The organism is Corallococcus sp. M7, assembly GCF_054512695.1.
The window spans coordinates 2540810-2560742 of record NZ_CM137252.1 but is presented as its reverse complement, the minus strand read 5'-3'; the positions used below and the strand labels follow the sequence as shown (position 1 = coordinate 2560742).

Annotated in this window: 14 protein-coding genes and 2 tRNA genes; 11 read left to right on the top strand and 5 right to left on the bottom strand. The window is 70.5% G+C overall.

The genetic code is table 11. The features are described 5' to 3' along the window. Positions 1 to 88: 88 nt before the first annotated feature. Both ACX114_RS10730 and ACX114_RS10725 read left to right on the top strand, forming a co-directional pair. Entirely contained in the window at positions 89 to 892 is an 804-nt protein-coding gene (locus ACX114_RS10730; RefSeq protein ID WP_459297277.1) for a LytR/AlgR family response regulator transcription factor, read from the top strand. Positions 893 to 941: 49 nt separating this feature from the next. After that, a complete protein-coding gene (locus ACX114_RS10725) occupies positions 942 to 1865 on the top strand; it encodes a diiron oxygenase (RefSeq protein ID WP_459297275.1) in 924 nt (307 codons plus the stop codon). A 14-nt stretch (positions 1866 to 1879) separates the two neighbouring features. On the opposite strand, the gene ACX114_RS10720 is transcribed toward ACX114_RS10725, so the two are convergent. Further along, entirely contained in the window at positions 1880 to 4195 is a 2316-nt protein-coding gene (locus ACX114_RS10720; protein ID WP_459297273.1) for an ATP-binding protein, read from the bottom strand. A 9-nt stretch (positions 4196 to 4204) separates the two neighbouring features. On the opposite strand from ACX114_RS10720, the gene ACX114_RS10715 reads away from it, so the two are divergent. Continuing rightward, complete coding sequence (locus ACX114_RS10715) at positions 4205 to 6100, top strand: DUF4091 domain-containing protein (RefSeq protein WP_459297271.1); 1896 nt, start codon at positions 4205 to 4207, stop codon at positions 6098 to 6100. Here ACX114_RS10715 and ACX114_RS10710 read toward each other — a convergent pair. Both ACX114_RS10710 and ACX114_RS10705 read right to left on the bottom strand, forming a co-directional pair. Then, positions 6079 to 7413: an ankyrin repeat domain-containing protein gene (locus tag ACX114_RS10710; protein ID WP_459297269.1), complete on the bottom strand. Its 1335-nt coding sequence runs from the start codon at positions 7411 to 7413 to the stop codon at positions 6079 to 6081. The genes ACX114_RS10715 and ACX114_RS10710 overlap by 22 nt on opposite strands. 2 nt (positions 7414 to 7415) lie before the next feature. Further along, on the bottom strand, positions 7416 to 8270 hold the full coding sequence (locus tag ACX114_RS10705) for a hypothetical protein (protein ID WP_459297267.1): 855 nt from the start codon (positions 8268 to 8270) through the stop codon (positions 7416 to 7418). Positions 8271 to 8324: 54 nt separating this feature from the next. Between ACX114_RS10705 and ACX114_RS10700 the strand changes: the two genes are divergently transcribed. The 8 genes from ACX114_RS10700 to ACX114_RS10665 all read left to right on the top strand — a co-directional run bounded on the left by ACX114_RS10700 (position 8325) and on the right by ACX114_RS10665 (position 18411). Then, positions 8325 to 8585, top strand: coding sequence for a hypothetical protein (locus ACX114_RS10700; protein WP_459297265.1), 261 nt, complete (start codon positions 8325 to 8327; stop codon positions 8583 to 8585). A 4-nt stretch (positions 8586 to 8589) separates the two neighbouring features. Continuing rightward, positions 8590 to 9366, top strand: a complete 777-nt coding sequence (locus ACX114_RS10695; RefSeq protein ID WP_459297263.1) for a hypothetical protein — start codon at positions 8590 to 8592, stop codon at positions 9364 to 9366. A 112-nt stretch (positions 9367 to 9478) separates the two neighbouring features. Continuing rightward, the gene (locus tag ACX114_RS10690; protein WP_459297261.1) at positions 9479 to 13150 is read left to right on the top strand and encodes a hypothetical protein; all 3672 of its coding nucleotides are present in this window, start codon (positions 9479 to 9481) and stop codon (positions 13148 to 13150) included. Then, positions 13147 to 13686, top strand: coding sequence for a DUF1318 domain-containing protein (locus ACX114_RS10685; protein WP_206798348.1), 540 nt, complete (start codon positions 13147 to 13149; stop codon positions 13684 to 13686). The genes ACX114_RS10690 and ACX114_RS10685 overlap by 4 nt, the downstream gene beginning before the upstream one ends. Further along, positions 13680 to 17156, top strand: a complete 3477-nt coding sequence (locus tag ACX114_RS10680; protein WP_459297259.1) for a hypothetical protein — start codon at positions 13680 to 13682, stop codon at positions 17154 to 17156. Before ACX114_RS10685 ends, ACX114_RS10680 begins: the two co-directional genes overlap by 7 nt. Before the next feature lie 215 nt (positions 17157 to 17371). Next, complete coding sequence (locus ACX114_RS10675) at positions 17372 to 17866, top strand: Spy/CpxP family protein refolding chaperone (protein WP_459297257.1); 495 nt, start codon at positions 17372 to 17374, stop codon at positions 17864 to 17866. Positions 17867 to 18250: 384 nt separating this feature from the next. After that, positions 18251 to 18322, top strand: a tRNA-Val gene (locus tag ACX114_RS10670). Positions 18323 to 18334: 12 nt separating this feature from the next. Then, positions 18335 to 18411, top strand: a tRNA-Asp gene (locus tag ACX114_RS10665). A 62-nt stretch (positions 18412 to 18473) separates the two neighbouring features. Here ACX114_RS10665 and ACX114_RS10660 read toward each other — a convergent pair. Together ACX114_RS10660 and ACX114_RS10655 are read right to left on the bottom strand one after the other, a co-directional pair. Next, a complete protein-coding gene (locus ACX114_RS10660; RefSeq protein ID WP_459297255.1) occupies positions 18474 to 19139 on the bottom strand; it encodes a hypothetical protein in 666 nt (221 codons plus the stop codon). A gap of 72 nt (positions 19140 to 19211) precedes the next feature. Continuing rightward, entirely contained in the window at positions 19212 to 19661 is a 450-nt protein-coding gene (locus tag ACX114_RS10655; protein WP_459297253.1) for a hypothetical protein, read from the bottom strand. Between the last annotated feature and the right edge of the window lie 272 nt (positions 19662 to 19933).

The window sequence follows — 19933 nt, the reverse complement described above, 5'->3', positions numbered from 1 at the left end:
ACCATCACGCTGCCGTGAGCCGCTCCCTGCATGGGACGAGGCGCTCCAGGACGGGGGTGAGCTGGCATCGAGGAGCGGAGGGAAGACGATGGGACTTCAAGAAGCGGTGTTCGAGTCCGTGCCCATCCGGGTGGGGGTGGTGGAAGGCGCCTCCGAAACGCGGCGGTCCGTGCTGCCGCTGCTGGAGGCGGATGCCGACGTGCACGTCGCGGCGGTCCACTCCGAGGGAGGCGCCGCCGTGGAAGCCCTGCGGCGCGAGCCCGTGGACATCCTCTTTTTGGACGTGGACCTGGAGGACCTGGACGGCTTCCAGGTGCTGCGCGAGGCGGGAAGCGCGTGCGCGGGCGCCGTCGTCCTGATGACCGCGAAGGAGGAACACGCGCTGCGCGCCTTCGAGGCCGGCGCGCTGGACTGCCTCCTCAAGCCCCGGGTGCCCGAGCGTTTCGCCCAGGTGCTGGGCCGGGCGAAGGAGCACGTGCGCAGGGGGCGCATCCAGCAGCTCGTGCGTCAGCTCGCGGGCCTCATGAGGACCCTCCCCGAACCCTCCCCCGCCCCGCGCTACCTGGAGCGTCTGGTCATCCGCGAGGTGGGACGGGTGACGCTGCTCGCCGTGGACGACGTGGACTGGATGGCGGCGGAGGACAACTACGTCCAGGTGCACGTGGGCGAGCACACCTGGCTCCTACGTCAGCCCATGCGGGAGCTGGAGGCCCGGTTGGATCCGGAGCGCTTCGTGCGCATCCACCGCTCCACGCTCGTCAACCTCCAGCGGGTCCAGGAGCTGCGCCCGCTGCTCCATGGCGAATACCAGGTCATCCTGCGCGACCGCACCACGCTGAAGCTCAGCCGAGGCTACCGGGAGCGTCTGGGTCTGCTGTTGGCCCAGGGGTGAAGACTCCCACCTATTGACCCAAGGCAGGGAAAACCCGTTTGATTCATCAATGCTCAATCAAACCCCTGAGTACCAGTCCTGTATCCAGAGTTCCGAACGGGTGTCCTGGCGTCTGGATGAGCTATTGCCCAAGGACACCGTGCTCGACTTCAGCCACCGGTTCCTTTCGGATGCGCTGACCGGGACGGAAGCCATTCCCTTCCTGAGCGCGGAGGAGCGGCTGATGTTGAATCACATCCGCTCCAACAGCTACGCGCACCTGTTCCTGTTCCTGGAGGAGTACGCCGTCGCCCTGGCCGCCCAGCGCGCCGGGCTGGAGCTTCACGGGAACGGGACGCACATGCGGGCGCTGCTGCGCTTCACGGAGGAGGAGCTGAAGCACCAGCAGCTCTTCGCGCGCTTCACCAGCGCGTTCGCGAAGGGCTTCAAGGTCGCCCCCGCCCTGCTCGACAACCAGGTGGAGGTGGCCCGCGCCATCATGTCCAAGTCGAACCTGGGCGTGCTCATCTTCAACCTGCACATGGAGCTGATGACCCAGCAGCACTACCAGGAGACGGTTCGCGGAAACAAAGACGAGACGCTGGATCCGCTGTTCTGCAACCTGCTCAAGCACCACTGGCTGGAAGAGGCGCAGCACACCCGTCTGGACTTCCTGGAGGCCCAGAAGATCCTCGCAGAGGCGCCCGAAGCCCTGGACGCGGCCCTGACCGAGTACGCGGAGCTGCTCCAGGCACTGCGCGGCACCCTGAACGCGCAGCTCGCGCTGGATCTCCAGACGCTGGAGAAGGCGGTGGGGCGCACGTTCACGCCCGCCGAACGCCAGCAGTTGTCCGAGTCCCAGGAGCGTTCGTATGTCTGGGGTTTCATCGGGATGGGAATGAAGGCTCCCCTCTTCCTCTCCCGCCTGCGCGCGCTCTCCCCCGTCGCGGAGCAGCGCGTGCTGGAGCTGGCCCCGACCTACTACTGTGCCTGAGCCTGAGTTGAAGCTCAGCCGCGGCGACCGCGAGCGCCTCCAGGGGTGAGGACTCCCGCCGAGGTGGCCTGGAGCCGGCACCGCGCCTCGGCGGCCCTTGCCTGCACGGCGGCCTCGTGCTGTCCCAGTGACAGCATGAGGGCCGCGGCCCGCGCGTAGTGCTCCGCCGCCAGCTCGGGCGGCAGGACCTGTTCGTCGGAGCGCGCGGACGCCAGCAGATGGGGCAGTGCCTGCTGCGTCCGTCCGGCCCCGAGCCAGTGGTGCGCGAGGAGGATGGAGGGCGCGCCGTCCTCCTCGAACACCGTGGCGAGCCGGGCATGCAGCACGCGCTCCTCGCCGGGCCCCATGCCGGCCAGGACCGCCTCCATCACCAGGTCGTGGCTGAAGCGCTCGCCCATCAGCACCTGGGCCGCCTCCAGCTCCGCGAGCGCCTCGTGCGCCTCCGCCGGCTTCACCTGGAGCCCCCTGGCCACGAGCGAGGTCCGGAAGAAGGCCCCCGCCAGCGCCGCGATCCGCGCGCACTGGAGCGCCAGTGGGGACAAACCCTCCAAGCGCCGCTGGATGAGCGGGCCCACGCGCCCCGGAGGTGGCAGCCGCTGGGGCCACTCGCGCTGGAGCGAGTCCGTCTCCAGCAGGTGCTTGAGCGTCTCCACCACGTACAGGGGATTGCCTCCCGTGTAGCGGGCCAGGGCCTCCAGGTGCGCCTCCGCGCCCGGCAGTCCCATGCCCGCGACCATGCGCTTCACGTCCTCGTCCGTCAGCGCGTCCACCTCCACGACGCGCGCCAGTCCCGCCTCGACGAGCCCTGCCACGTGCATGCGCGTCTCGGGGGACAGCTCCCCCCGGCGATAGCAGTCGATGAAGCGCAGGCTGCGTGCGCCCGGAGGGGCGGTGTCGGCCAGCCGGGAGAGCGCGAAGGTGAAGGCCCGGGCGCTGGCCGCGTCCCAGTACTGCACGTCGTCCGCGACGCTGATGTCCTCGTGCTCGTGGAGCAGTTGGAGCGCCGCCACGATGGCGTCATAGAAGCGCAGCATGCCGGCCTCGGAGGCCAGGGGCGGCAGGAGCCGCGCATCTCCCAACTCGGGGAGGATGCGAGACAGCTCGGTGCGGACCCAGTCCGGCAGCTTCACGTCCGGCCAGCGCCGCAGCTGCGTGCGGAAGGCGCGCGCCTGGGAGGCGAACGGCACGTCCCGGTCTCCCGCTCGCGCCTCGATGCGCCCCCAGCGGCCCTGCGTGGCCGCGAACTCCTCCGCGAGCCGCGTCTTGCCGCTGCCGGGCTCACCGGAGATGAACAGCAACTGGCCCGCCTCCCAGCCGGCCTCCAATTGCCGCCACGCCGCGTCCCGGCCCACCAGCACCGGCGGGCGCAGCACGGACAGGGGCAGCGAGGGCCGGGAACCTGGAGCGGCGCGCGGGCGCGGCGGGGCCTGCTCCACCTCCCGCACCAGCGCGAGCGTCTCCGGCATGGGGGTGACGCCCAGCTCCCGGTCCAGCACGTCGCGCAGGTGCTCGAAGGTCGCGAGCGCGGCGCCCCGGTCACCCCGCAGGTAGTGCAGCCGGATGAGGTGACGGCCGGCCTGCTCGGATTCGGGCTCCTGCCGCGCCCACGCCTGCGCGAGCCCCAGGGCGGCGGTCCAGTCCCCCGCGGCGGTGAGCCGGGCGATGTGGGCCTCGCGCGCCTCGCGCACCCACCCCTCGATGCCCGCGCGGGCACCGTCCAGCCAGCGCGCGAGCTCCGGACAGTCGTCGAAGTCGAAGCCGGCCAGCAACGTGCTGCCTTCGGCGTCGACACACGCCAGGGCCTCCGCGTGCGCACGGGCCTCCGCGGCGGCCTTGAGGCACGCGGCGTCCACGGACGACGGCGAGACCAGTGCCAACCGGTCGGTGTCGCCCTCCACCAGGGGCGCCTCCCCCGTGGCGACCCGCAGGCGGCGCAGCAACTGCCGCAGGTTGCTGCGCACGGTCGTAGGCGGCGAGTCCGGCCACAGCAGGGACGCAAGCGCGAATTTGGGCGAGGGCCCCTGCAATGCCAGCCACGCCAGCAGCGCCGCGGTGCGCCGCTCCAGCCGCACCCGTTGACCGTCGGGGCCACACAACCGCGCCAGCCCCAGGACCCGCACCCGCCATTCCCTGCCATCCACCGGAAATCTCCCAGGCTTCACGCCGTCATTCGACGCGCGCACCTTACTCGACCAGACGTGGAAGCAGGCCATCAGCGACCTGACCTGTCTGCCCATGGTGCCGCCCTCCGGCATCCGGGCCAGGGAGCGCTGGCGGGCCTGGATGACGGGACAGCCGGGAGGCTGGAGCCGCACAGGGCCCGTGCGCATTCATTCCCCATGCTGGCACTTCGACACTGTGGACTCGGATGGCTGGCGTTGTCCGCCGCCTGGCCGGTGTACGCGGCGGACCCCGTGGTGTGGGGCGAAGGGATGATGGTGAAGGTCCGTCCCAACGACACCGCGCCGGGAAACAGCACCGAGGTACGACTCACCGCCGCGCGCAATGAGTTCGCCTCCTTCCAGGTGGCGTTGCACGGTGGTGACATGGGACTGCGGGGCGTGCGCGCCCGCCTGCCCTCATTGGAGGGCCCCACGACGCTGACGGGGCCGGACGTGACGCTGTACCGGCAGGCCTACCTCACCCTCCTGCAGCCCTCCGAACCCGGGCAGCCGGTGGGGCGGTGGCCGGACGGGCTGGTTCCGGACACGGATGAAATCGTCAGGGAGCAGCGCAACGCCTTCCCCTTCGACGTGCCCGCGCGTGAGGCGCGAGCCATCTGGGTGGACGTGCACGTGCCCGAGGACGCGCCGCCGGGTGAATACACGGGCACGGTGACGGTGGAGGCGGAAGGTGGCTTCCAGCGGCAGGTGACCGCGAGGCTGACGGTGGTGGACGCGGTGATGCCGAGCACGTCCTCGCTGGCCTCGTCGTTCTCCATGTTGCCGACGCAGGTGTGCCGCGCGCACCTGGGCCGGGATGACTGCTCGCCCGCGGAATTGCAGCCGCTGCTCGCGCGCTACCAGCAGCTGTCGCTGGAGCACCGCCTCACGCAGCCCCGGCTCTTCCTGGGCGGCGCCGGGCCCCAGGCATGGAGCGGGTTCGACGCGACGTGGGGACCGTACCTGGATGGCACCGCGCCCACGCGGCTGTCCGGCGCGCGGATGACGAGCGTGGAGTACACGGGCCTCTTCACGGCCGAGGGCCTGGCGGACTTCACCGGGCACATGAACGAGCGCGGCTGGCTGGACCGGGCCCACGCGAAGATTGGCGATGAGCCGTTCGACGTGGCCACCTTCCAGCAGGTGCGGGCCGCCGGGACGCTGGTGCGGCAGGCAGCGCCCGGACTTCGCACCCTGCTGACGGTGAACTCCCTCCAGATGAGGCTCAACGGCCTGGAGCCCCTGGTGGACATCGTGGTGCCCATCGTGAACCACCTGGAGGGCACGGAGCCGGACTTCGCGGGAGACCAGAGCCAGACGTACACGGCCTTCCTCACGCGTCCCGGAACGGAGTTGTGGATGTATCAGAGTTGCCTGAGCCACGGCTGCGGGGCGGACATCCCCATGCCGGAGACCCGGCCGGGGGCGGGCTGGCCGTCATACATGGTGGACGTCCCCTCGTCGAAGGCCCGCGCGATGGAGTGGCTGTCCTTCCTCTTCGGCTGCAAGGGCGAGCTGTACTACGAGACCGGGGCCATGCTCCCCACGGCGTGGACGGACCAGAACCACTACGGTGGCAACGGGGACGGGACGCTGTTCTACCCGGGCACGCCCGCGACCATTGGCGGAAAGACAGACGTGCCGGTGGCTTCCCTGCGCCTGAAGCTCATCCGCCAGGGCATGCAGGACTATGAATGGCTCAAGGCGGTGAGTGACGCGGGAGACCCGGCCTTCGCGCGCCAGGTGGCGAGGGAGCTGCTTCCCAGCGCGTCGCAGGTGCCGGATGACGGCGCCACCTTCGATGCGGCGCGGCTGCGGCTCATCCGGCGCTACCAGGAACTGATCGCGGGCAACCCGTACGCCCCGCGCATGGGTGAGCATCCGGTGACCATGCCCCTGGAGCCACAGGTCCCAGGCGGTCCGGGGGAGTCGGGCGGACAGGGAAACGCGGGCGGCTGCGGCGCGGCCCCCGGCGTCTCCGTGGCGGGAGCATTGCTATCGGCGGCCTGGGCGCTGGGCCGGCGTCGCAGGGCGCGAGGGCGGCGGTCCGCTCAAGGCGCCTCGGACACCTGAAGCCCCGCCTTCACCAGCTCCGCACGGATGGCACGGGACTCCCGGGCCCGCTTCACGAGGACGTCCCCGTGCATGCCTCGCTGCTCCCGGACGCGGACCCCTCCCGCGACGAGGGCCTGGAGGACCTGCACGGTCTTTGCCTCCGTGCAGAAGTCCCCCGCGCGCAGGGCCTGGGCATACAGATAGGTGCCCGGCTCCTCCGCGATGGCCTCACGAGACATCTTGCCCAGCAGCAGCGAAACGGCCTGCGCGCTACAGCCGTTCGCGGCCAGGTTGAGCGGAGAGCTGTTGTAGAGCGTGACGTCCACGCGCGCGCCGGCCTCCAGCAACAGCTTCACCATCGTGGGGTCGCCCTTGTCTTCACGAAGCCGCCGCGCCGCCTCCAGCAGCAGGATGGGCTTCTCGAACCTCGGCCCATTCGGGTCCGCCCCCGCCTTCAGCAGGAGCCGCACGACCTCCGCGTGTCCATTCCTCACGGCCATTTGCAACGAGGAGTCCAACTCACCCGACTGGCTGCGGGGTGAAGCGCCCATCTCGAGGACTCGCGCCACCTGCGCGCCAAGGCCCGCCTCCGCCAGCGGCTGGAGCGGCGGACGCACCCCACCCTCCAGCAGGGCATCCACCATCGCGGGACTCGCGGTGTCGAAGTCGCTGAGCCAACGCTGGAGCATGGCGACCCCGTCGCGGGATGGGTCGGGCCCACCCGCGACCAGCACGGCACGCATCAGCGCGACGTCCTTGTGGGCGAGGGCCTGCCCCATGGCGTACTGGATGACGGAGGGGGAGATGGCCCCCCGCCCCTGCCGGGCAAGCCGCTCCACCTGGGGAGTCTGGCGAGCCACGGCGGCGGCGAGGAAGTCCGCATCCAACAGACACGCGGTCCGGGCGGAAGCGCCCGCGTCCACCAGACGCTTCTCGATGCGCTTCAGCCCCTTGAAGCGCGCGAAGCACACCGCGCTCCATCCCGGCGGTGGCCAGTACCGTTGATGCCGGGGAACGATGAGCAATGGATCCGCGCCCGCATCCAGCAGGACGTTGGCGGCCTTCTCCTTCCCTTCCTCGCACGCCACCATGAGCGGGGAATGCACGCGAGGATGCACCAACTCATCCGTCTCGTTGACGGACGCGCCCTTGGACAGCAACGCACGCAAAGCCTCGGCGTTGTCATCCAGGATGGCGCGCATCACCGGCGGCACATGAGGCCTGGGGAAGGTCGCCTGCGCGGTACGCCCGCACATCAGCAGCCCCAGAAGCACGGAGAGGAAGGTCGCACGGCGGGCGGAACAGGGGGACATGGAGTGCTCGGGGGGCATGGCTAGGGGCTCATCAGCTTTCGCAGCCGCGTGTCTTTCGTCCGCCGTTGGAGCGCTTCCAGGCAGAGCGCGCGACGGGAGCGGGCTCCCGCCGGCTCCCCGTCCTCGTCCAGGCACTCCAGCAGCTCCAGGTCGAAGCGCGTGAGTGGCTGGATGTCCACGGCCTGCCGCAGCTCCCTGGCGGACCTGCGTCCCAGGCGGGCCATGACCCACTCCCTCAAACAGTGTCGAACGGCGTCTGGCGTCTCCAGCACCTCCAGGCACTGCCCGGGGCGCGTGACGCCCTCGGTGCGCCGATGGCCGGACGGCCCTTCGGGCTCGCTGCCGCGATAGCGGATGCCGGGCCGCTTCGCGGTGACGGCGCAGTCCTCGGGACAGTTGCAGCGCTGCTCATGGACATCACACACGCCATCGCCACACGCCAGACAGCTGGGCATGTCGGTCGGGTCGCGCTGCGGTTCGCAGGTGTCGTCCGGCGTCAGGACACCGCAGCGGCTCACCAGTCCGGGGCAGCACGGCTCGCCCAGGCCGTAGACACTCACCGAGCCACACTCGCGGTCCCTCGGGCGGTTCCCGCGGGAGGCGCAGAACGGCTGACCATCGCAGTACGTCAGCCGGATGCAGACCTCTGGGAATTCGCCACACCGCTCTGGCGGGAGGCCCTCGCACCAGACGTCGGGGCGGCGTTTGACGGTGGCGACCGGCGCCACGCCCGCGTCGGCCACCGTCACGCCCGCGTCGGGTGTTGGCAGCGGCGCGGAGGGCTCGGGCTTCGAGGAGCAGGCGACCAGTGCCATCCCAAGGAGCGCCGCGAACAGCGAGGGCGGGACGCGGCTCCGGTTCCGGGTTCTTCCCATCGGCAGGCTCCTCCACCGGATGCCCATCCGGGGCTCCCAGTCTAGACTCCAGGCATGAACCTCGTCCGAGGCATTCTCCTCTTCGCGGCCGCCCTGTCCCTGCTGTCCGGCTGCGCGACGCTCGACACGTCGAACATGTCGCCGGCCTGCCGCGACCAGTACGACGCCTGCCTCGACAGTTGTCAGCCACGGGGCCGGCCCGCCTCGCGACAGCCCCCGGACTCCGCGCAGGGCTACGCGGAGCGGCTCACCCCCGATACGCAGACGCCGGCCTGCACCGACTCCTGCAAGCAGCAGGCGAAGACCTGCTCCTGAGCCCATGGCCCCGGAGCGCTACGAGACACTGGACGGCTCCACGCCGGACGTCACCCCGCTGGCGGCGGAGGTCGGGCTCAAGCAACCGTTGAGCGCCTTCACCCTGCTGGAGGGAGGCGACGTCTTCGAGTCGCGCGGAGGCCGTCCCCCCGCGGAAGGCCCCGCGCGGGCCCGCGCCTATGTGAGCGCGAAGCTGGAGCTCAAGCCGTACGGCGCCCCGGCGGCGCAGGTGAAGCGGGTGCAGGAGGAAATAACCCGGCAGCTCGCCGGCAACCTCCAGCTCATCGCCCGCCTGGAGGCCGCGAGGCCCCTGACGCTGGAGCTGATTCCCCCCGGTCACACGCTGGCGAAATACGGCTACCCCCGGGCCGTGTCTCCCCAGGCCGCGGGCCTGTTCTGGGACCACCCGGACTGGCCGCGGGCACGGATCGCGCTGCGGCAGGACCGCATGGAGTCGGAGCAGTACCTGGTCTTCCACGAGATGGCGCACGCCATCCAGGGGCTGGCCTTCACCCAGAAGGAGAGCGAGCTCATCTACCGCACGATGCTCCGCACGTACCGCAGCCGCGCGGCGGTGGACGAGGTCTTCGCCATCTACAGCGAGCGCGAGTTCGTCACCGGCGTCTCTGCGCACGACCTGCGCGCCCCCGGCGTGTACGGCATGGCCCGCCAGCGGTGGAACGAGGAGCACCTGTTCACCCGCTTCGTGCGAAACCTCTATTTCCCCTACAAACCGCTCGCGGGCGGCACGGCGGGAATGACTCCGTCCAGCTTTGGTTGAAGCGTTTTCCCGGGTGCACGACGCCGCCCGGCTCGCCAGGCATGCGCGCGGATTGAAGCCCGATTCCGGCGCATGGTAGGAGGAGGCGGGCCGGTCGCCTCGACGGAACATCATGGACTCCCCCGGTGCTGAGCGGCCTCGTCGGCGGTTGACGCGAATCATCGCGGGCGCGTGCCTGATCCTCCTCGCGACGTTCGTCCTCCTGCTCATCGCGGTCGTGACCGCGCTCCACAACCTCGACCACCCCTGGCTGAAGCCGCGCGTCGTCTCGGAGGTGGAGGCGGCCTCGGGCGTGCGGCTGGACTACCAGACGGCGCGGATCGACGTGCTCTCCGGGCTGCGGCTGGAAGGTCTGGTGGTGCGGACCCCGCCGCCGTTCCAGGACATCGCGCCCGAGTTCCTGCGCGTCGGCACGCTGGAGGCGGCGTGGTCGTTCGGCGCGCTGCTGAAGGGACCGGTCCGGGTGGAGCGGGTCGTGGTGCGCGACGCGGCCATCGTCCTGGTCGCGGATGAGAAAGGGACCACGTCGCTCACGAACCTGACCGGGCCGCCGGAGCCGGAGCCGCTGGATGAAACATCCCCCGGAACCACCCGGCAGGTCGCGGACCTCTTCGCCGCCCCGTTCCCCGTCTCCAGCATCGAGCTGTCGAACGTGTCGCTGGCGTATGTCCGCGTCCAGAGCGGCGCGGTGGTGGACCGCTGGTCGCTGCGTGGGCTCGAAGCCGGAATCGAAGCGAAGCCCCAGGAGAAGAGCTGGAAGCTCCTCGTGGACCTGGGCAAGCCCGGCAAGCCGCTGGCCCTGACGCTGAACCGCGAAGCGCCCGCCGCCGAGGCCCTGCTGGAGCTGGCCTTGTCGGTGGACGCGAGCACGGACGCCGCGCACGTGAAGGTGGACCTGGACGTCGCGAAGCAGACCTTTGATCCGCGCTTCACGCTCCGCTCGCTGCTGCACGGCGCGGTGACGGCGAAGTTCGACACGGAGAAGCAACACACCACGCTCGAGCTGGACCGCACGCGGCTGACCGACAGCGCCGAGGTGCAGGCCCAACTGGTGCTCCCGGATGCGACGGAAGTTCCCCCCGTCCTGACGCAGGCCCTGGCGGACGTGGACCTGGGACGGTTGCTGAAATGGATCCCCGAGGACCTGCGTCCATTCACCCTGGAGCGCGGCAAGGTGCACCTGGAGGCCCGGGAGGTCACGCTCAGCGACGTGCCCCAGCTGGGAGCCCAGGGCCGGCTCGGGCTGGACGTCGACGTGGCGAAGCTCCTCCTCGTGCAGGAGGCGCTCAAGGTGGAGCTGGGCGATGGACGCATCTCGCTGACGGCGACCCCGGATGCGCCCCAGGGACTGGCCGCCCGGCTCGCGTTCGCGCTCCAGGGGCTCGACGTCGGGGGGGCCACGCCGGTCCGCGTTCCGAAGGCCTCCGGTGAGCTGACCGGACATCAGCTGCGGCCCGACCTCGCCTCGCCCTTCCGGGTCGCGGGGGACGCGGCCCTCTCCGCCAGGGTGGAGTCCCTGGACGTCCGCGCCTCCGGCTACCGGGCGCTGGCGGAGCGCCTGGGCTTCAACCTCCAGGTGCCCCTGACGGCGAAGCCCCCCTTCGCGCTGAAGGCGGACCTGCCCGTGGAGTCACTGCGGGTCACCGCCGAGGGCAAGGAGGTGCTGAAGGGCCCCGCGCGCGTGCAGCTCCACGTGACGGACGCCTTTCCCACGATGGAGGAGCCACGGCTGAGCAGGGCCCGCGCACGGCTGGAGCTGGACGTGGGCACGCTGCACGCGTCGCTGGACGCCACGAAGGGCACCGACGATGTGGCGTACACGCTGGACGCGCAACTGCCGGACCTCGTCATGGCCCGGCCCTTCATCCCGGATGACGTCGCCACGCGCTTCCCCTGGAAGAGCCTGGCCGTGACGCTGGCCTCCAAGGGCAGGCTGACGGCCCTCTTCGCGCCCTCGCCGCGCGTGGATCACCAGACGGAGCTGCGCCTGCAGAAGGCGGGCTGGGACGACATCTCGGCGGCCAGCACCACCGTCGCGCTGCGCTCCCAGGGAGACGAGTGGAAGCACAAGGGAGACCTGTCCCTGAAGGTCGAAGGGCTGCGCATCGGAGAGACCGACGCGGGCACCCAGCACCAGACGCTGACGTTCGACGTGGACCGCCGAAAGCTCTCCCTCAAGCTGGGGCTCACCGGCCATGAGGGCCTGAAGATCGCCGCCGACGCGGCGCTGGCGTTCAACCCGAAGGCCCGCGCGCTCCGCATGGACGTGAAGGGCGACTTCCCGCCGCTGGGTCCCCTGTCGCCGCTCCTGGCGAAGGCGCGGGTGCCCCCGGAGGTGGATCCCTCCAAGCTCGCGATGACCGGCGAGCTGCACGGCACGCTGACGGGCCTCCTCACGCACCTGGGCTCCGACGGAAGCTTCCGCCTGGCCCCCATGCCTCCGCGCGCCGCCAGCTTCGAGGGCAAGGCCCACATGGACCTGCGCGGCGTGCGCTGGAAGCAGGCGGACCAGACCATCAACGTCCCCACCCTGCGCTGGCAGGGCGAGTCGCACGCCGAGGGCGCCCAGCGCACCGTCCGCACGACCCTGGCGGTGGAGAAGCTCACCGTCAGCATGAACGACCGCCGGTTCACCTTCGCGGACCTGTCCAGTGACAGCACCGCCACCTTCACCGACCAATGGGAGAAGGGGGACATCGAGCTGAAGCAGCTCGTGAAGGTCCGCTCGCTGGAGCAGAAGCCGGCGCTGCCCTACCCCGTCCAGGACGTGGAGGCGTCGTTCTCCGTGGTGCGCAAGCCCACCGGCGTCATCCGCATCCCGGACCTGAAGCTGTCCAATGGCGGCACCCAGACGCTGCTGAAGGTCCGGGGACGGCTCGACCTGAGCAACGAGCAGCAGCGCATGGGGCTCAGGGGCTCGCTGGAGCAGGACCTGGCGCACCTCGCGCGGCCCGGCCAGGTCGAGGGCAGCGGCAAGGTCACGGTGGACTTCCGCGTGGCGTCGCCGGACCTGGTGGTCTTCCGCACTACCTCCAACCTCAAGCTCCAGGACGTGAACGTGCGGATGCCCGAGTCCGGCATCGTGGTGGAGGCGCTCAACGGCGACGTGCCACTGACGGAGAACGTGGAGGTCTCCCAGGACGGCGTGCGGCTCTTGAACGACCTGACCGTGAATCCGTACTCGATGCTGCGCTTCGCGGATCAGCACCCGCTGCTCACGCGCAGCGGCTTCATGTCCGCGGACCGCATCACCACGCCGTGGGTGACCATCGCGCCGCTGGCGGGCAACCTGGCCATCAACCAGAACGTGTTCTCCATGAGCCAGCTGGAGATGGGCGTCCGCGGCGGGCGCATCACCGGCCAGTGCATGCTCGACTACCAGGGCAAGCACTCCACGCTGGAGGCCCACGTGCGCGCCACGGGCGTGAAGTCCTCCCGGGGCGAGCCCTTCGACGGCAACGCCGCCATGGTCATCTCCGCCAGGGACCGCAGCATCAACGGGCGCGCGGAGATCTTGCGCATCGGCAACCGGCACCTGCTGGACCTCTTGGACCTGGAGGACCCGCACCACACCGACCCCGCTACCAACCGCGTCCGCTACGCGCTGGGCCTGGGGTATCCGGAGCACGTGCGCGTGAGCTTCAAGCAGGGCTTCGGCAGCCTGCTCATCACCATGGGCGGGCTGGCCCGGTTGGTCAGCATCGACGAGATCCGGGGCATCCCCCTGGGCCCCATCGTCGACCGCCTCATCACCTCCATGACCCCTCCAGAGGCCCTGCAATGAGACACCGTGGGTTGTTGCTCGTGGCCGCCCTCACCGCGTCCGGGTGCATCAGCGCCCCGGAGATCGTCATGGTGGACCGGGCGACGGCGCTCGAGGAGCAGGCCGCGGGCTCATACAAGGACGTGGAGCAGCGGCTGGCGCGCGCGGGCATGAACCCCACGCCGGTGCCGCTCACGCCCAACCAACTGGAGGACCTGGGCATCCAGCCGCCGCCGCTGGTGGAGAACCTGGGCAAGACGCAGGCGGACCGCGTGGACGACCTGGTGCGGCGCCACTGTGTGGGCGAGGGCAAGGACGGGCTCTTGGTGGTCACCCGGAAGCAGTGCACGGCCGGGCGCGTGTCCGCGGATGACAGCGCGCTGGTGGAGCGGGTGAACCGGGCCCGGCGCCAACTGTGGCAGTGGATGAAGACCGTGCGCCCCGGCGTGCCGGAGACGACGCTGCGTCAGAACTGGCGGCAGGCGCACGCGGAAGGCGTCGTCTGCGGCGGCTGGGTGGAGGCCGAGGACGGCACCTGGGGAGAGAAGAAGTGCTGACGCGCCCAGGCCCCTGGATCCTGGCCCTGGCCGTGCTCGTCGCGGGCGGCGCCTGGGCCCAGGACGACGAGAACGACGGAGGCATGGTCCTGCCCGAGCGCCTCACCGTGGGCATGGGCGACCAGTTCCTGGGGCAGCTGGAGCCCGACGAGAACTCGCTGCTGTTCGTGTCCAACCGGGACATCGCGACGGAGATCTTCGTCCAGGACCTGGAGAAGGGCCGCGAGCGCCGCCTCTTCGACGAAGGCGCGGACGTGACGTGGCCGCGCATCAGCCCCAATGGCAAGCAGCTGCTCTACATCTCCTTCCGCACCCAGGCCGGCGGCCAGCTCTGCGTGAGGGACCTGCCAGAGGCCAAGGAGCGCCACTGCCTGGAGGAGGAGACCAGCGCGCTGCAGGCGGAGTGGATCGACGACACGCACATCGCGCTGGTGAGCCGCGCGACCATCCAGGGTGACCTGCGGCTGTCGAAGGTGGCGCTCGGGGCCGGGTGGCACGTGACGCCGCTGCTCGACCGCAACCTGACCAGCCCCACCTTCTCTCCGGATGGGCGCTGGCTGGTGTACGTGCCGGTCCAACGCTCCGTGCAGGAGGTGGGGCCGGGCTTCGCCGCGCGGGCAGCGCCGCACCTGGAGGCCGTCCGGCTGGATGTCCCCGGCGCGGCCCCCATCCCGCTGACGCTGGACATCCCGGGACAGACGGGCCAGCCGGTGTTCGCGCGCGACGGACGCTCGCTGTACGTGGTGCAGTTCTTCACCGACTCCAACGGGGACGGGGTGATTGACGCGAGCGACAGCGGGGTGCTGTTCCGCGTGCCCTTCCCTTCCGACCGTGACGACGCGCCCGCCCAGGCCTCCGCCGCCAGCCCGGACCAGCTCACCAGCGAGGCGTGGAACTGCGAGTACCCCGCCCCCACCGCCGCGTCGCTCATCACCACCTGTTCCCGGGGCCAGTCGCTGGACGTGTATCAACTGCCGCTGGATGGCCAGGTGCCCGGCGCATGGGACCTGAAGCGCCTCAACGAGGAGCTGGGCATGGTGGGCCGGCGCGCGGATCAGCTCATCCTCTACCGCCAGCGCCTGCTGCTCGAGACCCGGCCCAAGCTCCGCCGGCTGTTGATGATGCGCCTGAGCCAGCTCCACCTGGCCTACGGCGACTTCGACGCCGCGGACTTCTACGCGCGCCAGATGACGAAGGTGGACGACCCCGTCACCGCCGGGCTGTCGGAGCCGTTGCGCATCCTCATCGCCCACCGGAAGGCCCTGAAGGAGCGCGACCGGGGCCGCATGGTGGACGAGCTTCAGGAGGGCGAACGCCAACGCATGGCGGCCCTGGATCCCGCCACCGCGCCCAGCCCGCCCTCCGCCGTCTACCGGCACGTGGTGCGCAGCGAGCTGGCGCAGTCGTCCGGCGACTTCACGCTCGCCCGCCAGGAGTTGGAGGCCGCCGAGCTGACGGACACCACGCCGCGCGCGGTGCTGGAGGGCTGGTACGAACAGGCGGACGCGCTGTACCGCGAGCTGGACGACCGGGACGCGCTGGTCGCCGCCGGCCGCAAGCTCTCCCAGAACAAGGTCTTCAAGCAGGACGACCAGCTCGACTTCGCGCGCGGCGCCGTCCGCGCCCTGTACCGGGGGCGCCCCTACGCGGAAGCGGACGCCGCCATGGCCCAGGCGCTCGCGGCGGAGCCCGCCGGGACGCCGTATGCGTTCGCCCTGGAGCTGGGCCGCCACGTCAATGCGTTGAACGTGGAGCGCCCTCCCCGTCCCGTCCGGGACGCCCTGGTCGCGTTCTACAAACAGCAGACGGATCCGCTCCGTCGCCGCATGGTGGTGCAGGACGCCGCCGAGCGCGCGGCGAGCCTGGGCGCTGACGGCGTGATGGAGGCCCTGGCCACGCTCTACGTCGACGACGCCCCGGTCGGCACCGAGGAGCGGCGCCGGGCGGAGCGGCTGTTCCGCCGCGCGCTGATGGGCCGCGCCTACCGCCGCATGGCCCGCGACCGGATGGACGAGGCGCGCGTGGACTTCGACCTCGTGACCCGCCGGACGGCCTCGCTGGAGAGCGCGGTCGAGTCCATGAGCCTGCGCCTGCGCGCAGGCGTCGCCCCTGACGTGGTGATCAAGGAGGTCACCACGGAGGTGCCGGGCAAGGCCGTGTCGCTCTCGCACTTCGTGAAGGCCTACGTGACGACGCGCCGGCTGTCCAAGCTGGATGACGACGCCCATGCCCAGGCGGTGAAGACCGGCCTCGCGGAGCTGCGCGCGGCGTGGCAGGAGCTCAAGAACCAACGCGAGGTGCAGGCCCTGATGGGGGCCATCCACCACGAGGACTTCCTGCGAAACCGGACGCCCGCCGCCGCTGAGCGCGCCAACCGGCACTACCTGGTCGCCCTGGATCTGGTGCGCAACAACCCGCGCTACAAGGCCATGATCCTCGGCGCGCTGGGCCTGCTGCACACGCAGGTGGGCAACTACCACATCGCCCTGGGCTACCTGGACGAGCGCGACAAGCTGCCCTACACGGACAACGGCGCGGGCTTGTCGGTCGCCCTCGCCCGGGCGCGGGCGCTGCTGCACGTCAACCGCGAGGCGGAGGCCGCGCAGGCGGCGGACAAGGCCCTGGCCACGGTGGAGGCCACGCCGAAGATGGAGCGGTTCCTCCCGTTGGTGACGGACCGCGCGGCGCTCTACAACCTGGCCGCGGGCCGGTTCGAACGGGCGCTCACGCTCTACGACCGCGCGCTGCCCAGCGTCGAAGCCGGCCCCCGCGACGAGGAGGGCCTGCGCAACCGGCTGGTGCTGAGGCTGGCCCGCGGCGGCGCGGCACTGGGCGCGGACCAGCCCCAGCGGGCGCTGGAGGACCTGGACCAGGTGGACCGGGACCTGGCGACGCCCGCCGTGAGGGCCACGCTGAAGCAGGCACACGCCACGCCCAAATTCGTCCAGCGCGCGTATCGCATCATCGCCGCGGGGCTGCGCGCCAACGCGGAGACGCGGCTCGGGCGCATGGACGCCGCGGCCCGCGCGCTGGAGCAGCGGCGCGCGCTGTTCCTGGAGCAGTTCGACGAACTGGACCGCGACGAGGACATCCGCGCGGTGACGCTGGCGGAGCTGCGGCTGGCCGAGAACGCCGTGGACCGCCGCGACCCCGCGCAGGCGGCGCAATGGCTGGGCAAGGCGCTGGAGCACGCGGACTCGCTCATGGCTCGCACGCACGCGCCGGTCGATGCGGGCCAGTTGGACGTGCTCTGGTTCGCGGCGCAGCTGCAATCCGAGGACAAGACGCGGATGCCTTTCGACGTGCCCCAGCGGATGGAGCAGGCGCGGCGGAAGCTCATCGAGCAGCGCGACCCGGCGTGGCGCGCCTATCTGGCGTGGTTCAACATCTACCTGGCGCTCGACGGCACCGTCCCTGCCTCGGCGGACAAGCCCGCTGCGGCGGGGGAGCTCCAGACCGCGTCTGAATAGCGGCCGCGAACACATTCGGTAACGCGCGAGACATTTTCGCGGCACATGGCGGGAGCACCTTGCACCGTGTCAGCCCGGGAGCCCCGGGCCTGAGCGGCACGGGACGCCGTGGGGGACAAACCCCTCCCATGAGTCCCTCACGGTGTCCTCCGTGCCAGCAGGCCATGGGTTCTCCGGGTGCGGTCATCACGCGCAATCTGGAGGCACCCGACACCATGAAGCGTCACCTGTTCATGCTGGGCCTGCTGTTCGCCGTCCCCACCTTCGCCGGATCCACCACCACGACGCAGGACGCGTCCCAGGGCGCGCGCCGGCCGCCCCCGTTCGAGCGCAAGTCGCCCGTGCAGTTGCTCATCGACCACCGCCAGGACCTGGCCCTCACCGACGCCCAGGCCGCGAGCCTGACCCGGATTCAAACGGCGCTCGACGCGAAGAACGCGCCCGTGAAGCAGTCGCTGGAGGCCCTGCGCCCGTCCGCGCCGCCCGACCGGAACGCCCAGGCCGCGCCGTCCGCCCAGGACCCGGCCCACCATGAGCAGGCCCGCGGCCTCTTCGAGCAGCTCCGCGCCAACGACATGGCGGCGTACCAGGAGGCCGAGCAGGTGTTGACGGACGCGCAGAAGACCCAGGCCCGTACCATCCTGGAGTCGGAGCGTCGCTCCCACGGCCCGGGCCACGGCGGCCGGGGCGGTCCTCCCCGAGGCGAATAGCCTCTCACCGCCAGTCCGGCCGCCTGCTCGCCAGGACGGCCGGAAACCCGGCGGCTTGAAGTGTCGTTTCCTGAAAGTCACGAACTCCCCGTCAGGATGTCAGACGGCCTCCGTATGTTTCGGGGCATGGAGGCGATGATGCAGACGATGTTGGTGTTCGTGCCGGTGGCCCTGCTGGTGGGCGCCGTGGTGATGATTCCCCGTTCCCGCCGCCGCGTGCGGCGGTGGAAGGTGCGGGCCGGGTAGCAGGCGGATCCGCGCCCGTCGGATCCGCTCCCCACCGAGGGAGCGGAGCGCGATTCAGGGCCCCCGAAAACAGATGCTTGACGGGGGCGGATGGGGACGGTACAAGCCGCGTCACTGAGTCACGGCGGGGCCGCGCAGGGGCGGATAGCTCAGCGGTAGAGCGGCGCCCTTACAAGGCGATGGTCACAGGTTCAATCCCTGTTCCGCCCATAAGAGTTTTGTGGGGAGTTAGTTCAGTTGGTTAGAACGCCGGCCTGTCACGCCGGAGGCCACGGGTTCAAGTCCCGTACTCCTCGCCACTAGAGAGGCCCGGAACCGAAAGGTTCCGGGCCTTTCGCTTTTCTGGCCCTCCGCTGCCTGCTCAAGGCGCAAGGTCCACTCCCGCCCGCGCCAGGTAGGCCACCGCCTCGACCTCTCCGGACCGGCCTGGAGTGCCCGTGAGCGCGGCCATGAACGGCCCGTCCCACGCGTCCGCGTCATCCATCAGGCCTTCGCGGAGGAACTTCCGGAAGGCGTCCTGGCTCGGATGGGACATCTGGAGCCGGCACATGGAGCTGCGGCACTCCAGGGACACGATGCGCGCGCCTTGAGGCAGCGCAGCACCGAGCCGCTCCGCGCGCCGTGTGGCGTCGTGGCTCCAGGCCGTGTCCACGCCCTCACTGAAGAAGCGCGCGTCCATCCGTGCGACCTCCTCGTCCGGCGTCGGCTCCTGCTGGACTGCGGCCATGCCCTCCCCCTCCGTGGAGAGGCCCGCGTCGGACGGACGCATGTCCACGGAGGACGGCCCTGGCGCCATGGGCATGTCCACGCGTGGGCCCGTGGCCCGGGCCTCACGCGCCAGTCGCTCGGAGTGGGCGACCGAGGACTTGAGCTCGCGGACCTGCGCCTTCAACCGCTGCAACTCGGTGGTCTCACGCGCACCGGCCTCCCCTGCGTTCACGTCACTGGTGCCGGCGAGCCGGGACACACCGTAGGAAAGCAGTCCCACGAACAGGACCGCGCCAATCCATCCCCAGGTTCTTGTCATGTCGCATGAATCGGGGTGCCCGCGAATACGCGGACACCCCGCTCCGAGAATCATGGACGCATCCGGCTGTTGCTAGGGATTGTGTTCAACGGTGTTGACCTGGCCGGACGGGTCAACGAGGCAATTGGCGTACAGGTAGCCACTGTTGGGGACGTAGGCGTCCGTCAGCGTGAGGACCTGCGACGTATTGAAGAGGGTGGTCCACTTGCGGGTCCCGCCCCAGACGAGGGTGGCCTCGCGGTTCATCCCAATCGCCATGCAGCCAACCCTGTTCGAGGACGTGGCGCCACCACGAGCGGTGACGTTCACCGTCTTGCCACCGGCATTGTCGACCGTCAGGGGAATCTCGTAGCTCCTCCGGGTCGAACAGCCATTGGTCATGGTGCTGTATGACATGATGAAACAGGTGCCGTCGCCCCAGACGACGGACCTGCCGGCGCTCGCGGGCACGGTGCGGGCCATCGCCGCGAGCGGAAGGAGGACCACCATCGTGAGAACTGCCTGCTTGAGCTGCCTTGTCATGCGCTTCACTCCTCGGGTGGGGTGCTGCGCGCGAACAGTCATGTCGAGCTGTTGAAACAGCCATTCCCTAAATCAAGGGAACACGCCCGGAGGTCCCATGGCCGCTGACAGCCTTCGCTGTTCTCAAGTCCGTGCCCTGGTTCGCCTGGTCAACGAAGCGCACGAACTGCCCGAGGAGCAAGGGGAGAGGCCGCATCATCTGCTCTCCGGCATGTGCCGCATCCTGGGCGCCGATGCGGGGGCCTTCGTACTGGAGTGCGACTTCAGGCCCG

Bases quoted from the DNA above. Each gene is read 5' to 3' on its own strand.
- ACX114_RS10655 (WP_459297253.1), bottom strand. From the start codon at position 19,661: ATGACAAGGCAGCTCAAGCAGGCAGTTCTCACGATGGTGGTCCTCCTT.
- ACX114_RS10660 (WP_459297255.1), bottom strand. From the start codon at position 19,139: ATGACAAGAACCTGGGGATGGATTGGCGCGGTCCTGTTCGTGGGACTG.
- ACX114_RS10725 (WP_459297275.1), top strand. From the start codon at position 942: ATGCTCAATCAAACCCCTGAGTACCAGTCCTGTATCCAGAGTTCCGAA.
- ACX114_RS10710 (WP_459297269.1), bottom strand. From the start codon at position 7,413: ATGCCCCCCGAGCACTCCATGTCCCCCTGTTCCGCCCGCCGTGCGACC.
- ACX114_RS10685 (WP_206798348.1), top strand. From the start codon at position 13,147: ATGAGACACCGTGGGTTGTTGCTCGTGGCCGCCCTCACCGCGTCCGGG.
- ACX114_RS10720 (WP_459297273.1), bottom strand. From the start codon at position 4,195: ATGCGCACGGGCCCTGTGCGGCTCCAGCCTCCCGGCTGTCCCGTCATC.
- ACX114_RS10705 (WP_459297267.1), bottom strand. From the start codon at position 8,270: ATGGGAAGAACCCGGAACCGGAGCCGCGTCCCGCCCTCGCTGTTCGCG.
- ACX114_RS10730 (WP_459297277.1), top strand. From the start codon at position 89: ATGGGACTTCAAGAAGCGGTGTTCGAGTCCGTGCCCATCCGGGTGGGG.
- ACX114_RS10715 (WP_459297271.1), top strand. From the start codon at position 4,205: ATGCTGGCACTTCGACACTGTGGACTCGGATGGCTGGCGTTGTCCGCC.
- ACX114_RS10675 (WP_459297257.1), top strand. From the start codon at position 17,372: ATGAAGCGTCACCTGTTCATGCTGGGCCTGCTGTTCGCCGTCCCCACC.
- ACX114_RS10695 (WP_459297263.1), top strand. From the start codon at position 8,590: ATGGCCCCGGAGCGCTACGAGACACTGGACGGCTCCACGCCGGACGTC.
- ACX114_RS10700 (WP_459297265.1), top strand. From the start codon at position 8,325: ATGAACCTCGTCCGAGGCATTCTCCTCTTCGCGGCCGCCCTGTCCCTG.
- ACX114_RS10690 (WP_459297261.1), top strand. From the start codon at position 9,479: ATGGACTCCCCCGGTGCTGAGCGGCCTCGTCGGCGGTTGACGCGAATC.